We start from the raw sequence: 13,098 nt of genomic DNA on the forward strand, positions 1-13,098 counted from the left end.
AATGTGTGCTGGGAGTAACCCTCCTTCTGTTTTCACGATATTTCGCTTTGCAGCCTACCTGAACTTAGTACAGGAACTTACAGTTCTGTTTGGCTTTGCTCCATGTGGGTCGGCTTTTTCATTCCTTTTATGGAAACCTCAGGCTTTCACCATCACCGTGCGCCATATTGGATTTTTTTCTGCTCCGTTGCCAATCATCTCTGATTATCCATCTCCGGATCACATGTCCTGTATGGAGGGAGGAGTTTCCTCTGCCGTAGCAGCGTGTCGTGCTCCAGCTCACATAACTATGCTTTTGATTTATTGAATTTGAATATTGCTTAGTTTTTTGTGCCTATAATAAATAAAGTTCCAAATTCTCTCTTCCACTTTTTTCTACTCTTCAAATCTTTGATGTGTTTTGTTTTTATTTGGAATCCTGCATTTTTGAAAAATTCTTTCCATTCTTTTTTTGAATGAAGGTGCATTTGGATTTTCATAACATCCTTCCATCTTGCAGTTGCTTTATTGTCTGTGTAAAAATCAGTACCACAGAAAAACTGGCCTCCTGGTTTTAACATCTTGAATATTTTTTTGAGTGCTTCTTCTATAGAGTCTGAATAGTAAAGTGCCTCCATTGAAAAAATATAATCAAACTTTCCTCCATACTTCCATGATTCAATGTCCGTATGAACAAATCCTTCTTTCTTACTAACTATCTTCTTTTTTGCTTGAATGATCATTTTCTTGCTTTTATCAATCCCTATTGCTCTTTTACAATTATTCTCTTTTGCAATTTTTCTTACAACCCATCCATTTCCACATCCTACGTCAAGAAAAGTAAATGGTCCATCAAATGATATTGAATTCAAAAATTTTGATACATTTTTTCCGTGCTCAACTTCCATTAATTCTGCTCTACCATTTTGAGCCCACTCATCAAATGTTCTTCTGACCCCGTCCATGAATTTTGTTTTTTTATTTTACATTATAACCTTCGTCTTACTGATGATTTGGATGAATGATTCCTACGTGTGTCTTATATTCAAATTTTACAAATAATATTTGAATAGAAATGCCTGATGAATCATGTAGAAGATGTGGTGGAAATCTAACCGAGCATACAAAATGTGCTCATTGTTTGAAACCTAACAGCATGATTTGTCAAGATTGTGCTATGTGCACTGTTGAGCAATTTCATTCAATTTGTGTGTCTGTGGAGACGAATCAAATCAATACCGTGCCATTTTTCAAGTCTGACAGCTACTATGACGTAGCTGTCATGGCTTGATTTTAAAACAAGATATTACTGATGATTACTGCCTAAATCTTAAGTATAATGAGCCTCGGTTTTCACTTTGTGAGGCAAATTCCAATTGTTTTGTGCTTGTTTGTGATCTTACTGATGCCTGTGTATGCCTTTGCTCAGAGTCCTGATAGAATAACTATTCTTGATAATTTTGGAGATTATGAACATGGTGAACCCCTATTTGTTTATGGACAGATTGCCAATTTGGTTGATGATTCTTTCCTGATAATGCAAATCATAAACCCTCATGGAGATTTATGTCAAATCCAACAACTAATTCCACAAGAAAATGGCGTGTTTCTTACTGATGTCATTCCATTAAAGGGTAGAATATGTGGGCTCCCTGGTGAATATGAAATTAAATTATTTTATGGTGATTACACAAAATCTACTAAATTCAATGTGTCTTCTGATATTCACTCTGAATCAACTACTGAACAAAAAGTTCTCTTAGCACAAACCTTGGTATCTGAACATGCCTCATTGATTAGTGAAACATTTGATATTTCAAATCCTATATCTAATGAAATTCCTGACACTCTATCTGAATTAAAATCAACATACGTGGATTTGTGGGATGAATTTTTTGTTGATGAATTAATTTTTGAAATTAATCCTTTGATAAGACCTGCTGTTGTAAATTCTTTGGATTCTGTACAGGAACTATTGGACCAAGATGAAATTTCTTTTGAAATTGCAAAATCTATAGAAAGAACTGTTTTTGAAGCAATATTTTATTATGAAATTAATGATAAAACAACTGCAATCAATTTACTATCTGATATTTTTGTTGACATTACAAATGTAAATCCTGAAAAAACTGTTTCTCCACGGGCTCCTTCATTTGATGAGTTAGAAGAAACTCTGCTAAACTTGATGAAAAAATCTGATACTGTTATGAGTAAATCTGTAAAAACTGAAATTGGCTTTATTTTTGCAAGAGGAACTGCTCCAATTTACTCTGATGATATTACTGAATTAATCGACCTTCTTTCAAAATCAAGATATCTTGATATTGTTTCTAGAAAACAAAGTGACCTGTATAGACTTGTCAACAATGATTGGGAATCAGTAAAACCTTCTCTTACTGAAAAAGAATCTATATCTGAGTTACTTGCATCTAGTGCCCGTGTGTCTGAATTACACCAAGCATCAATTATCCTAAAAGACATGTCTGATGTTGAAAGATTTGTATCTTCAGATTCTGAAGAAAACACTGATCTTATTAATTTGGTAAAACCTGAATGGGATAATTTAGAATCTAAACTAGTCTTAGCTACATCTGTTGATGAAATCTTAGAATCTGAATCTGAAATTGATCAAATGGTTCAGGTTATTGAAATTTCTTCTAGACTAGGAAAAATAATTGAAATTTCTCAAATCAGTAATGTTGATTCTGGACTAACATCTGATTGGAAATCTCTTTTAGAAACAGTTGAAAATGCTCAATCTGTTGATGAAATTTTAGCAGTGGTATCTGAATTTGATCAAACCATGACTGAACTTAGGGAAAAACGTAACCCCTTGGTAGTCTTGGAATTTGAATACAAGAGTATGAAAGAAAAAGCAGAATTGCAAGCTGACTATCAAAACTTGTTCTTGATTGATAATGCTTTGAATATACTAGAGACTGCAAAACAAATGGAATCTGGAAATCCCTCTATTACTAGAATTGATAGGATTGAAGTTTTGTTAAGTTGGGCAAGTGAAAAAGCTCCTCAAATCAAAGAGGATTTGGATTCTTATGATAAAGATGCCTTTAAGATTAGAGCAAGTGACATTTTACAAAGAGCAAAATCTCTTGAAAATCTAGTCGAACTGAGTCTGACTAAAAATCGATTTTTACCTAATTACATTGAATTTACAGACAAACTTAACGAAAAAATAGATAATGTCCGAGATTTAGTTATTCAAAATGATCTTGAACAAGCAGACATACTAGTTCGTGAATTATTTGATGAATGGACTCTTGTATCTGAAAAATATGTTGAAGATCCTTATGGTTCAGATGTTGGATATAATGTTGATGAAATCAAACGTATTGAATTCCGTGAAAGACTACAAACCTATTCTGATATGACTTCTACATTTTACAATAATGATTTTACAAATCATGTTGATGGATACAAACAATTAATGAATGAAGCCTATGAGTTAATTGACATTGGTAATTTTGTAGATGCTGAATCTAAGGTTACAGAAATTGGAGATTACCTTAGTGATTATCTAGTTTTGAAAACTCCTAGTATAATGTATGATATTTCTTATGATCATGAAAAAGATATTTGGATTCTAAATGGTGCTACTGAAAAATCTAGATTTGATTATCGTGAAAACTTGTATGTTACTGTATACAACATGGATGGTACTCTTCATAGTAATATGGAATTCACTGATACTAGACAAGGAAACTTTTACACTCAATGGAATGCGCCTGCAGAGTCAGGACTATATGTTGTGATGTTACAATACAAAGATTCCAAAGCTACTCAGATTGTTCACATTGAAGAAGAGTTTGAGTACACATACAATTCTTCAGATTTAGACATGGTTGATTTGGCACGTGAATTTGAAGAATTAGAATCGTTTGCACAAAAATTTGGTGGTGAGAACTTTGATAATAATTCTAGATTTGCTTCTGTAATTACTGAGATAAAGGCTGGATTTGATGACAAAGATGCTCAAAGTGTGGGTAATAATCTTGATGAATTGAGAACCATCATTGAACGCTATCTTCCAATACGAAATCCTAATGCTCCTATTGAGGCAATATATGCTGAAAATGAACTAGTCATTAGTGGACGAATTCTCAAAACTGTTCAATTTAGTGAAGATCTCTTTATTGATATCTATAATCAACGTGGAGAACGTGTAGAAGAAATTGCCCTTAAAGATGATCCAAGTGGATTATTCAACAAAGTGATTTCACAACCATTTGAAAATGGTGTCTATGTTGTTCAGTTACAATATCATGATTTGATAGTAACTGATTTCTTTAAAGTCCCTTGATTAGCTTTTACCTTTTACTAAGTTGAACAATTGTCGTACTGCAAGTTTTGGGTGATTGGTTGCAAGTTTTAGCATATTGGATAATCCAAAGTCTGCTTTAATGAAATCCAAGAATTCTTCAGGTTTTAACTCACTGATAATGTCCAATTCTTTGTCCCAATCTTTATCTGTTAAACCAATCCACCTGTCTTGCACTTTTCCTGCAGATTTTATTTTAGATTCAATTGCTTTTTTCCAATTATCTTCATACTCTGATAATTTTTTTTCTGATGTGTCATTTGCTTTAATTGCCTTTGATGCAACATCTCCTGCTATTCTTCCAAATTTTATTGCATAACGTATTCCCTCTAAAACCAAAGGATTAGCTTGTCCTGCTGAATCCCCAACCAAAATCAAATTATCATAAACTGTCTTTCTTGAAAGTCCATCATTTGGAATTAATCCATAATGGAATTCTATAGGTTCAATTTTGCCTAAATTTGCAATTGGTCCTTCTTTGTTTTCAATGAGTTCTTTTAGTCTTGCAGTAGGGTCAACTGGAGAATCTGGTTTTCCAATGCCTACTCCAATCCTTGCAATATTGTCTCCTAATGGAAAAATCCATGCATATCCTGCAGGAGAGTATTTTTCTCCAACCATCAACCACCATGTATCTGCTTTAACATGCTCTACCTTTGCTTCATATTCTGCACCGGCACCAAATCTTTCCCATTGTTTTACAAAACCCATAGATTTTGCAACAGTTGATTGAAAACCACTTGCATCAATGACTACTTTGCCAAAAAATTCAATTTCTTTTTCATTTTGTATTGCTTTAACTCCAATTATTTTTCCTGATTCATCTTTAATTACATCTTTTACCGTAGTATTAACAACAATTTCTGTACCTTGTGCTTCTGCTTGAGATGCCAACCATCGATACGTCTTTCTTACATCAAGTACTGCAGAGCGAGCAACAGTGTCTCCAATACTTACTTTGTTGTTTGGTGAATAAAATTCAAAATTTTTTACTGGATTGTAACAATCTTCTGGAATTCCAAACTCTTCAATATTTTGAATCCATGTAACCCCACTAGTTCTAACTGATTCTGCAATGGATTCTTCTTTTTCAATTAATATTACTTTCAATCCATTCTTTGAAGCAGTGTATGCAGCTGATGATCCTGCAGGACCTCCTCCAACTACTACTAAATCATAAATGTCTGACAATTGGTTTGAATCAATAACATCTAGGATATAATTTTGAGGTCTGAAAAATTATTTTTTCAATACAGGCACACCGTTTGAATCGTTCTCTCTTTCAGGATCAAAAGAGTTCATGTGTGCTAGGTCTCTATGCATGTAACTATGGGTGCTTCCCCCTTCTTTTCTACAGAATTTGGAATGAATTGTTTTTTCTACTTCTAATGTGGTCTCATTTTCATGAAATAGACGTTTTCCACACTCTGGACATGTCCATTCAGGCATGAATTTCGTCAGTATCAAATCTATTTAGATGTTTCAGAGACAAAAACATCTCTGATCCTAAACTTTAGATGTTCAAAACTCCCTTATTTTTCATGGATGAATCTGAAATCTCATCTTTTGTAATGTGGTCTGTAGTTACTGGAATCATTATGCTTGTTACTGGATTAAGTTATCGTGCATATGTGAGGAAAAATAATCATGAGATCTCTTCATCTTGAAAAAAAGGGCTTACGTGGATTAGCAATCGCTGAAAGTTTTAGACAAAATTCTACAAAATCTGTTCTTGCAGGAGTTGTTATGAGAAGAGATTTTGTTATTGATGGTTTTGTTTTTGGTAATGCCACTTTGGAAGGAAATGATGCAACTGATGCAATATTGAGAATGTGTGATGATTTGAAGAGACCTGATATTAGCTATGTTTTGATTTCTGGATTAATTGTCTCAATGTATAACATTATTGATATCAAAAAATTGTTTGGCATCTTGAAAATTCCAATTATCGGAGTTTCATATCATGACTCATTAGGAATTGAAGACTCTCTAAAACATCATTTCCCAGATTCATTTGAATCAAAACTAAAAGATTATGAAAAATTAGGACAACGTGAAAAAATTACTCTGAGTACATCTCATGATGTCTATGTTAGAAAAGAAGGATGTACATTAACTGAAGTAAAACATCTTCTTGATGATTTAACATTGCACGGCTCTATTTCTGAACCGATTAGAGTATCTCAACTATTAGCAAAAACATTACTTGAGAAAGGACTATCCTTCTGAAGCTGTCTTTCCACCATCAACATTTAGAATCGTGCCAGTAACCCAACTCGCTTCATCTGAAGCCAAGTATGCTACTGCATTTGCAACGTCTTCTGGCTCTCCGACCCTTGCAAGTGGTAATCTTTCCTCTAGTACTTTTCTTGCTTGTGGGTCATCAAGGTATGGCTTTATCGAGCCTGAATTGATTATTCCAGGATTGACACAATTACATCTAATGTTTCTTCTTGCATATTCTACTGCAATTGACTTTGTAAACATTGGAATTGCTGCTTTTGTTGCAGAATAAACTGCCAAGTGCACTCGTGGAATTGCTCTCTCACTTGAGATGGAGCCAATGTTTACAATTGAACCGCTTTTGACATCTGCCATTTTTGTCAAAACAGCTTTTGTCATATTGAAAACTCCTAGTAAGTTCACATTGATGAGTTTTTGAATCTCTGAATTTTGCATTTCATGAAAATGAATTGGATCATTAATTGCACCTGCATTGTTTACAAGAATGTCTATCTTCCCATATGTATCCATAATTTGATTTACAACTTGTAGTGTTTGAGATTCATCTACTAAATCACAAGTCATAGCTGCAGTTGAATCTTCATTTCCTATCTCTTTTCTTGTATTTTCTAATCCTTCTAGATTTCTTGCAATAAGAATTACTTTTGCTCCTTCTTCGACAAATTTCTTGGCAATGCCTTTTCCAATGTCACTTGATGCTCCTGTAACAATTGCTACTTTGTCATTTAATTTCACGTTTTATTATGGTCGTAATTGCTTATAGAATTTTTGTTGAATTTCGTTCCTGATTATTTGGATTCATTAATTCTTTTAATATATTCAATAATTCCAGTATAATCGATTCCACCTAATCCTTCTTTTACTGCATTTCCATACACTTCTTCTGCTTTTTCTATCATGGGTAATTTGATTCCTAAAGATTTTGCAGCATTAGTCATTGTGATAATGTCTTTTTTGAGATTTTCAAGTGTAAATGTTGGGTCATATTTTCCATCTATCATCTTGAATGCTTTGTTTTCACTCATTCCTGTTTTAAAATAAGTAGAATTTAGAATTTCAAGAAAAATTTTAGGATCAACATCTGCTTTTTTGACTAGTGTAATTCCTTCTGATAGTGCAAGTGCTAACATGGTAATTTGTAGATTCATAGCTAACTTGATAGAATGCGCAACTCCTTTCTCACCTAAGAAAAAGACTTTGTTTGCAATTTTTTCAAATACTTTCTTGCACTCTTCAAAACTTTCTTTATTTCCTGATGCCATCATGACTAGATCACCTGTAATTGCAACATTGGGCCCTCCCATAACTGGTATGTCTAATTTGTGTATGCCAAACTCTAAAAATTTGTCTGATATATTTTTGGATTCTGAAGGATCTATGGTGCTCATATCTGCAACAATTAATTTTTTGTTTTCACTTTTGATGATTCCTTCTCTTTCAAATGATACTTCTTTTACTGCATCTGCATCTTTTACTACAATAATTACCAAATCTGATTTTTCTGCAACTTCTTTTGGAGAATCTACAACTGTTGCACCTTTTTCCTTTGCTTGAATTGTTTTGTCTTTACTTCTATTGAATACTGTAACCTCGAATCCTGACTCTAACAAATGTAACCCTACTGCATTTCCTAGCATCCCTAATCCTACAATTCCAATTTTTTTCATATCTTAATGACGCTCCTCATCTTCAATTTCCCATTGACTATTGCCAAATCTTGGGGCTGAGAATTTCAATTGCCCTACTGTTTTATCTCCTCTTTTGACTTTGGCAAAATCAAATCTTTTCATACTTAGAACTTTGTCCTTTGGCTTGTATCCGCCTTCGATAACTTTGACTTTGAATCTTTTACTTGCTTTGATTATCAGTTTTCTTGCAACTTGTACATCTCCAATCCATGAGAACATTTCAAACTCGCCAAAATTCTTTGTGGCTACACTGTATCCGTAGAGCCTTGCCTCAAGTTTTATTTTCTGAGTTTTTGCATGTTCATTTAACCATGCAACCACTTCTTCGCCATGGCCTTTCTCAACTCCAAAAGTTTCAGAATCTCTCATCTACAAAAACCACAATATTGAACCATAATAATCATTTTCAACAATTGTTAAACTAAAATATTGATTTAATTCAAATTATTCATGCTTACAGTTGACTGTACCGATGTTTTGTCTATCAAACATGAACTTGTAGTTTATGTTTCTGACCAAGTTGCAGCCATTCCTACTTTAAAAAATAACCAATTTACTCTATCAACTTTGGATGATGATGAGGTAATTGATACACATACTGTGATTACTGCAATTAAGGAGTTTTTAGATTCAATTGATGAAGGAAGAAACTTTGCAGTTATTGGAAATAATAATATGATCAGTATTACTTCTGTGTCTGGAAAAGTTATTGAAAGAGAACCTCCTCATCCACAAGAAATGTTTTCATGCTCTCATTGTGGATTTGTAACTCAATACCAAGTTGAGCTAGAAACTCATATGAAAATCCATTATCTCTGAATTTTTTTAAAAATTCTAGGAATTGTATTTTTTTTAATTTCTGGAATTTCTATTGCCATTGCAAAATTGTAATGGGGAAACCTTTTCTTGTATTCAGAAATGTAACTTTGTGCTACATTTTGTGTTTTAAAATCAACTCTAACTCCTTCCAGTTTAACTTCTTTGCCAAAAACATCGTAAACTACTATCGAGTGCTTATCTGGTTTGATGTAGAATTTTGTACTGCAATACCATGCAATTCCTAATGTCACTACAAAAAACCCTGTAACAAATTTGTCCAGAATTTTTCTCATATGTTGATTTTCAACAGGATCTTTATAAGCACTAATCCCTGTATTCTGTTATGGATAGACCTTCTAGAAATAATGTCACCAAAGTTTATTGTGAAAAATGTGATCTAGTTTTTGAATCTAGACAGCAATTTGAAAAACATCTTGACAGCCATTCTTCTGGAGTTCAATGTGAAGTTTGTCCAATTGATACTGCAATTGCAAAATTTACTAGTTTGTTTAAGAGAAAATCCTCTCGAAATTTGGAATAAGTTTTTTTAACTCATCTCATTTCTTCTGTACATGAATAAGAAAGGCGTGATTATAGGCGTCGTTGCTATTGCAATAATTGCCGGTGTAGCTGCATCTTTGTCTGCTACTCCTGCTGAAACTGTAAATCTGGATATGACTAGAACTCATGGAACTATCTCAACTGCTATGGGCTCTCCAATCTTGGGTGATCCCAATGCTCCAATAACTATTGTTGAATTCGGTGATTATCAATGTCATCAATGTTACAACTGGTTCCATAACACAAAACCTACTATAACTCGTGATTATATTGACACTGGAAAAGCAAACTTGGTTTTTGTTGACATGGCATTCTTGGGACGAGACTCTAGTCCTGCAGCTCAAGCAACTTACTGTGCTGAAGATCAGGGAATGTATTGGGAATACCATGACATGTTGTATAACGCACAAGAATCCAAAATTGATGGTGGTTGGGCTAACAATGAAAGACTAAAGGCTTTTGCATTTTCAATGGGATTGGATATGGAATTGTTTGAAAGTTGTCTTGACTCTGGAAAGTATTCTAAACGTGTTCAATACAATACACAACAAGCAAGAGACCACAATGTACGAGGTACTCCTGGATTCTTTATTGTAGGTCCTGATGGACAACAACAGATTGGCGGTGCACAACCATTTTCAGTCTTTAAACAAGTTCTGGATCCAATGGTATAGATGACAAACACAATCACGTTTGTCTTTTCAAATCCAAAATACATCATACTTTCTTTTGCAATATTTGTTCCAATGTTAATTGGGTTACTGATATTATCTGAGTATATTTTCTTAGAACCTTATGTTGTAAGTCATCTGCCAACTGGTACTGAATTTGGTTTTGCACTTATTGTGGCAATTTCAGCACTCTCTGCATTAGTTTTGCCAATGAATGTTTTTAGAATTAACGTGTTGAAAAGCTCAACACGGAAAATGGGTAGTAGTGTTATTGGCTCTTTTGTTGGAGCAGCAGCCGGGGCATGTAGTTGTGGCCCAATTGGTTTTGCTGTAATCTCTACATTTGGGTCTGTTGGGGCAACAGCAACCGCATTTTTAACAAATTATGAAATACCTTTGAGAATAATTGCAATTGGTGTTTTAGTGATCACCTACTTTACAACAGTAAAATCCCTAAAAACTGAATGTAAATTTGATCCTTGATTTTGATTCACTAGAAATTACCATTTAGGCAAACGTTTTCGACCTTAGGATGTATCTTAAAGTCTAATGTATTGTCTGTGTGACATTCATCTATGTTCCAATTAGGCCAAGTAGGAGAGATCCAGACGCCGATGAAATCGAAGATGCTGAAGATTAGCATCTTTTTTCCCATTTGATTGTGAATAAATGAATTCAGAGAATTTTCAAAGTCGAGCTATTTATTTGCCTTTTTCAAGTTTAACGTAATGCAAAATTTGAATTTGATTGCTGGAATTTTGATAATTGCAAGTCCAATTCTATTTTCAATGATCGCATATCCTGATTCTGTAGCTTGGAGCTGGAATGAGGGCAGAGGTGGATATCTCTTTGCACTTGTTTTTGTTGTCGCAGAACTTGTTGGTCTAAAGATTGTAATTTCAAAAAAACGATTACTTGCAGTAATCCCTATTGCACTGCTAACTATCTCCTATCTTATATCATTAGAGTATGGCCTGCGAGATTACATTGTTGAATCTGCAGAACAATTTGATGTTCAACTAATCTATTCGTGGACATGGATGTGGGATTTTGTTGTTATGGCAATATTCATTGTTGTTGCACTGTCTATCTTCTTTGGTAAGAGATGGATTAGAATTGCACCTGCAGGACCTATCTTCTTAACTGGTACTGCAATTATTTTGTCACTTGATGCATTCTTCCCATATGATACATTAGGTCCTCTGCAATACATCGTTCCATATTTTGTACAAGCAAATGTTTGGGTAATCACAGCACTTGAACTTGGTACTGCTGTTGCAAGAGATAATGTCATGTTCTTACGTGGAGATCATGGTTCAATGGCACTACAAGTATTCTGGCCCTCTGCTGGCGTTCACAGTATTATCATCTTCTCCCTAGTAATTGGTGCGTTCATGCTAAAGATGAACATTCCTAGAGCAAGAAAATCCATGTATTTTGTTTTAGGAATCATTGGAACCATTACTGTAAACTTGATTAGAATATTTTCTCTATCTTGGTATGCCCTCAAAGTCACAACTGACCCTGTGGCATGGGAGGAATATCACAAGATTGCAGGTGAAATCATGTTTCTGCCATGGCTATTTGCGTTCATCTTGGTAGTCATATTAATAGAATCTAGGCGCCTCAAAAAACAAGAAGAACGAGATGGAACTAAAAATAACTCGTGATATCTCTTTGTCCTTGACTTTCTGAAAGCTCTGAGACTTTGACTCCCAAGCGTCTAATAGTTGCTGTTTGATTTTCAAGGGCTTCTCTTAGTAATTGTTCAACTGTTTTTTCTAATTCCTCCAAACTCATAGTAGGGTTTCTCAGCATTTTTGATTTTGTTTTGTTTGATAAATCTGATTGAACAAAACTTATTCCAACTGATTTGAACATTTGATTTTTTTTTTGGATTATTTCATGAACTTCTTTACATAATTCTAATGTGTTCTCTAAAAGAAACTCATAATCTTTTGAATCTTTTTTTAGGGTCACAATTTTTCCATGTTGAATACTGGGTTCTCTTTCTTTTACTAGTTCATCGTCAATTCCTCTTACTGCATTGTAAATGTAAGTTCCACTTTTTCTCCCAAACTCTTTATTCAAAGTAAAGACATCAAGTCTCTTTACATCTCCAATTGTCTCTAAATTCATTTCTGTAAACCTTTGTTCTGTTTTCTTTCCAATTCCTGGAATGTCTCGTATTTTTAGTGACTCTAAAAACCCTTCAACTTTTTCAGGAGACACAATTGTTAATCCATCAGGTTTTTGAAAGTCTGATGCAATTTTTGAAATTAATTTATTTGGGGAAATTCCTATTGAACAACTCAGTTTTGTTTTCTCTCTTATGGAATTTTTAATTTGTTGAGCCAAGTGACTTGCTTTATGAAAATCCCCCTCTGTTCTTTTTGTTACATCCAAGTATGCTTCGTCTCTTCCTACATATTCAAAAACATCTGAAAACTCTTCCATGATTTTCATTGCTTTTTCAGACATTTCAGAGTAATAATCAAAATCTACAGGCAGAAAAACTGCATCTTTTCTCTCTTCTAATCTTTTTTTTGCAAATACTATTGGTATTCCAGACTTTGCACCATATTTTCTTGCAGTATAGTTTGCAGTTGCAATTGCTCCACTATCTCCACCTCTATCTGAAAATACACATACGCAAACTGGTTTTGATTTTAATTCTGGTGATCTTATCTCTTCACACTGGGCGTAAAAATAGTCAAAATCAATGTGGAAAACGATTCTTGTTTCCAATACTGTTAGATGAACTTTAGATTATTACAATATTGTGTATTCATCTAAATAC

General features: G+C 33.9%; 16 protein-coding genes and 1 other RNA gene. 8 read left to right on the plus strand and 9 right to left on the minus strand.

The features are described 5' to 3' along the window. Nucleotides 1-3: 3 nt before the first annotated feature. Both rnpB and NMAR_RS03370 read right to left on the minus strand, forming a co-directional pair. Nucleotides 4-283, minus strand: an RNA gene (gene rnpB, locus NMAR_RS03365) — RNase P RNA component. A gap of 37 nt (nucleotides 284-320) precedes the next feature. Continuing rightward, nucleotides 321-944 (minus strand): class I SAM-dependent methyltransferase, encoded by a 624-nt coding sequence (locus NMAR_RS03370; protein ID WP_012215012.1) that lies wholly within the window; start codon nucleotides 942-944, stop codon nucleotides 321-323. 440 nt (nucleotides 945-1,384) lie between these two features. Here NMAR_RS03370 and NMAR_RS03375 point away from each other — a divergent pair, with 440 nt between their 5' ends. Next, nucleotides 1,385-4,297: a hypothetical protein gene (locus tag NMAR_RS03375; protein ID WP_012215013.1), complete on the plus strand. Its 2,913-nt coding sequence runs from the start codon at nucleotides 1,385-1,387 to the stop codon at nucleotides 4,295-4,297. On the opposite strand, the gene NMAR_RS03380 is transcribed toward NMAR_RS03375, so the two are convergent. Further along, on the minus strand, nucleotides 4,298-5,506 hold the full coding sequence (locus NMAR_RS03380) for an NAD(P)/FAD-dependent oxidoreductase (protein WP_012215014.1): 1,209 nt from the start codon (nucleotides 5,504-5,506) through the stop codon (nucleotides 4,298-4,300). 48 nt (nucleotides 5,507-5,554) lie between these two features. Then, nucleotides 5,555-5,764 carry a hypothetical protein gene (locus tag NMAR_RS03385; RefSeq protein ID WP_012215015.1) on the minus strand — a complete coding sequence of 70 codons (210 nt, stop codon included), beginning with the start codon at nucleotides 5,762-5,764 and terminating at the stop codon, nucleotides 5,555-5,557. Nucleotides 5,765-5,856: 92 nt separating this feature from the next. Between NMAR_RS03385 and NMAR_RS10000 the strand changes: the two genes are divergently transcribed. Together NMAR_RS10000 and NMAR_RS03390 are read left to right on the plus strand one after the other, a co-directional pair. Next, nucleotides 5,857-5,982 carry a hypothetical protein gene (locus NMAR_RS10000; RefSeq protein ID WP_274377696.1) on the plus strand — a complete coding sequence of 42 codons (126 nt, stop codon included), beginning with the start codon at nucleotides 5,857-5,859 and terminating at the stop codon, nucleotides 5,980-5,982. After that, entirely contained in the window at nucleotides 5,963-6,544 is a 582-nt protein-coding gene (locus NMAR_RS03390; RefSeq protein WP_012215016.1) for an endonuclease dU, read from the plus strand. The genes NMAR_RS10000 and NMAR_RS03390 overlap by 20 nt, the downstream gene beginning before the upstream one ends. Here NMAR_RS03390 and NMAR_RS03395 read toward each other — a convergent pair. Genes NMAR_RS03395 through NMAR_RS03405 form a run of 3 tightly spaced genes read right to left on the minus strand, consistent with a single transcriptional unit; the run spans nucleotide 6,533 to nucleotide 8,616 of the window. Then, the gene (locus NMAR_RS03395) at nucleotides 6,533-7,294 is read right to left on the minus strand and encodes an SDR family NAD(P)-dependent oxidoreductase (protein WP_012215017.1); all 762 of its coding nucleotides are present in this window, start codon (nucleotides 7,292-7,294) and stop codon (nucleotides 6,533-6,535) included. The two genes, NMAR_RS03390 and NMAR_RS03395, sit on opposite strands and share 12 nt — an antisense overlap. A 53-nt stretch (nucleotides 7,295-7,347) precedes the next feature. Next, the gene (locus NMAR_RS03400) at nucleotides 7,348-8,226 is read right to left on the minus strand and encodes an NAD(P)-dependent oxidoreductase (protein WP_012215018.1); all 879 of its coding nucleotides are present in this window, start codon (nucleotides 8,224-8,226) and stop codon (nucleotides 7,348-7,350) included. A gap of 3 nt (nucleotides 8,227-8,229) precedes the next feature. Continuing rightward, the gene (locus NMAR_RS03405) at nucleotides 8,230-8,616 is read right to left on the minus strand and encodes a hypothetical protein (RefSeq protein WP_012215019.1); all 387 of its coding nucleotides are present in this window, start codon (nucleotides 8,614-8,616) and stop codon (nucleotides 8,230-8,232) included. Between the two features lie 81 nt (nucleotides 8,617-8,697). Between NMAR_RS03405 and NMAR_RS03410 the strand changes: the two genes are divergently transcribed. Further along, complete coding sequence (locus tag NMAR_RS03410) at nucleotides 8,698-9,066, plus strand: C2H2-type zinc finger protein (protein ID WP_012215020.1); 369 nt, start codon at nucleotides 8,698-8,700, stop codon at nucleotides 9,064-9,066. On the opposite strand, the gene NMAR_RS03415 is transcribed toward NMAR_RS03410, so the two are convergent. Next, nucleotides 9,057-9,317, minus strand: coding sequence for a hypothetical protein (locus NMAR_RS03415; protein ID WP_238523196.1), 261 nt, complete (start codon nucleotides 9,315-9,317; stop codon nucleotides 9,057-9,059). The genes NMAR_RS03410 and NMAR_RS03415 overlap by 10 nt on opposite strands. Before the next feature lie 92 nt (nucleotides 9,318-9,409). Between NMAR_RS03415 and NMAR_RS03420 the strand changes: the two genes are divergently transcribed. From NMAR_RS03420 to artG, 4 genes are all read left to right on the plus strand, one after another. Next, nucleotides 9,410-9,607: a hypothetical protein gene (locus tag NMAR_RS03420; protein ID WP_148680070.1), complete on the plus strand. Its 198-nt coding sequence runs from the start codon at nucleotides 9,410-9,412 to the stop codon at nucleotides 9,605-9,607. 31 nt (nucleotides 9,608-9,638) lie between these two features. After that, nucleotides 9,639-10,301 (plus strand): DsbA family protein, encoded by a 663-nt coding sequence (locus NMAR_RS03425; protein WP_012215022.1) that lies wholly within the window; start codon nucleotides 9,639-9,641, stop codon nucleotides 10,299-10,301. Further along, nucleotides 10,302-10,781, plus strand: a complete 480-nt coding sequence (locus tag NMAR_RS03430) for a hypothetical protein (RefSeq protein ID WP_012215023.1) — start codon at nucleotides 10,302-10,304, stop codon at nucleotides 10,779-10,781. A 245-nt stretch (nucleotides 10,782-11,026) separates the two neighbouring features. After that, on the plus strand, nucleotides 11,027-11,968 hold the full coding sequence (gene artG / locus NMAR_RS03435) for a thaumarchaeosortase (RefSeq protein ID WP_012215024.1): 942 nt from the start codon (nucleotides 11,027-11,029) through the stop codon (nucleotides 11,966-11,968). Here artG and dinB read toward each other — a convergent pair. Beyond that, nucleotides 11,952-13,046 carry a DNA polymerase IV gene (gene dinB / locus NMAR_RS03440; RefSeq protein WP_012215025.1) on the minus strand — a complete coding sequence of 365 codons (1,095 nt, stop codon included), beginning with the start codon at nucleotides 13,044-13,046 and terminating at the stop codon, nucleotides 11,952-11,954. The genes artG and dinB overlap by 17 nt on opposite strands. Between the last annotated feature and the right edge of the window lie 52 nt (nucleotides 13,047-13,098).

It is taken from the genome of Nitrosopumilus maritimus SCM1 (genome assembly GCF_000018465.1).
Lineage (GTDB): Archaea > Thermoproteota > Nitrososphaeria > Nitrososphaerales > Nitrosopumilaceae > Nitrosopumilus > Nitrosopumilus maritimus.

Excerpts from the sequence above, each read along its gene's own strand:
- NMAR_RS03370 (WP_012215012.1), bottom strand. The coding sequence starts at position 944 with ATGGACGGGGTCAGAAGAACATTTGATGAGTGGGCTCAAAATGGTAGA.
- NMAR_RS03375 (WP_012215013.1), top strand. The coding sequence starts at position 1,385 with ATGCCTGTGTATGCCTTTGCTCAGAGTCCTGATAGAATAACTATTCTT.
- NMAR_RS03385 (WP_012215015.1), bottom strand. The coding sequence starts at position 5,764 with ATGCCTGAATGGACATGTCCAGAGTGTGGAAAACGTCTATTTCATGAA.
- NMAR_RS10000 (WP_274377696.1), top strand. The coding sequence starts at position 5,857 with ATGGATGAATCTGAAATCTCATCTTTTGTAATGTGGTCTGTAGTTACT.
- NMAR_RS03390 (WP_012215016.1), top strand. The coding sequence starts at position 5,963 with ATGAGATCTCTTCATCTTGAAAAAAAGGGCTTACGTGGATTAGCAATC.
- NMAR_RS03400 (WP_012215018.1), bottom strand. The coding sequence starts at position 8,226 with ATGAAAAAAATTGGAATTGTAGGATTAGGGATGCTAGGAAATGCAGTA.
- NMAR_RS03405 (WP_012215019.1), bottom strand. The coding sequence starts at position 8,616 with ATGAGAGATTCTGAAACTTTTGGAGTTGAGAAAGGCCATGGCGAAGAA.
- NMAR_RS03410 (WP_012215020.1), top strand. The coding sequence starts at position 8,698 with ATGCTTACAGTTGACTGTACCGATGTTTTGTCTATCAAACATGAACTT.
- NMAR_RS03420 (WP_148680070.1), top strand. The coding sequence starts at position 9,410 with ATGGATAGACCTTCTAGAAATAATGTCACCAAAGTTTATTGTGAAAAA.
- NMAR_RS03425 (WP_012215022.1), top strand. The coding sequence starts at position 9,639 with ATGAATAAGAAAGGCGTGATTATAGGCGTCGTTGCTATTGCAATAATT.
- NMAR_RS03430 (WP_012215023.1), top strand. The coding sequence starts at position 10,302 with ATGACAAACACAATCACGTTTGTCTTTTCAAATCCAAAATACATCATA.
- artG (WP_012215024.1), top strand. The coding sequence starts at position 11,027 with ATGCAAAATTTGAATTTGATTGCTGGAATTTTGATAATTGCAAGTCCA.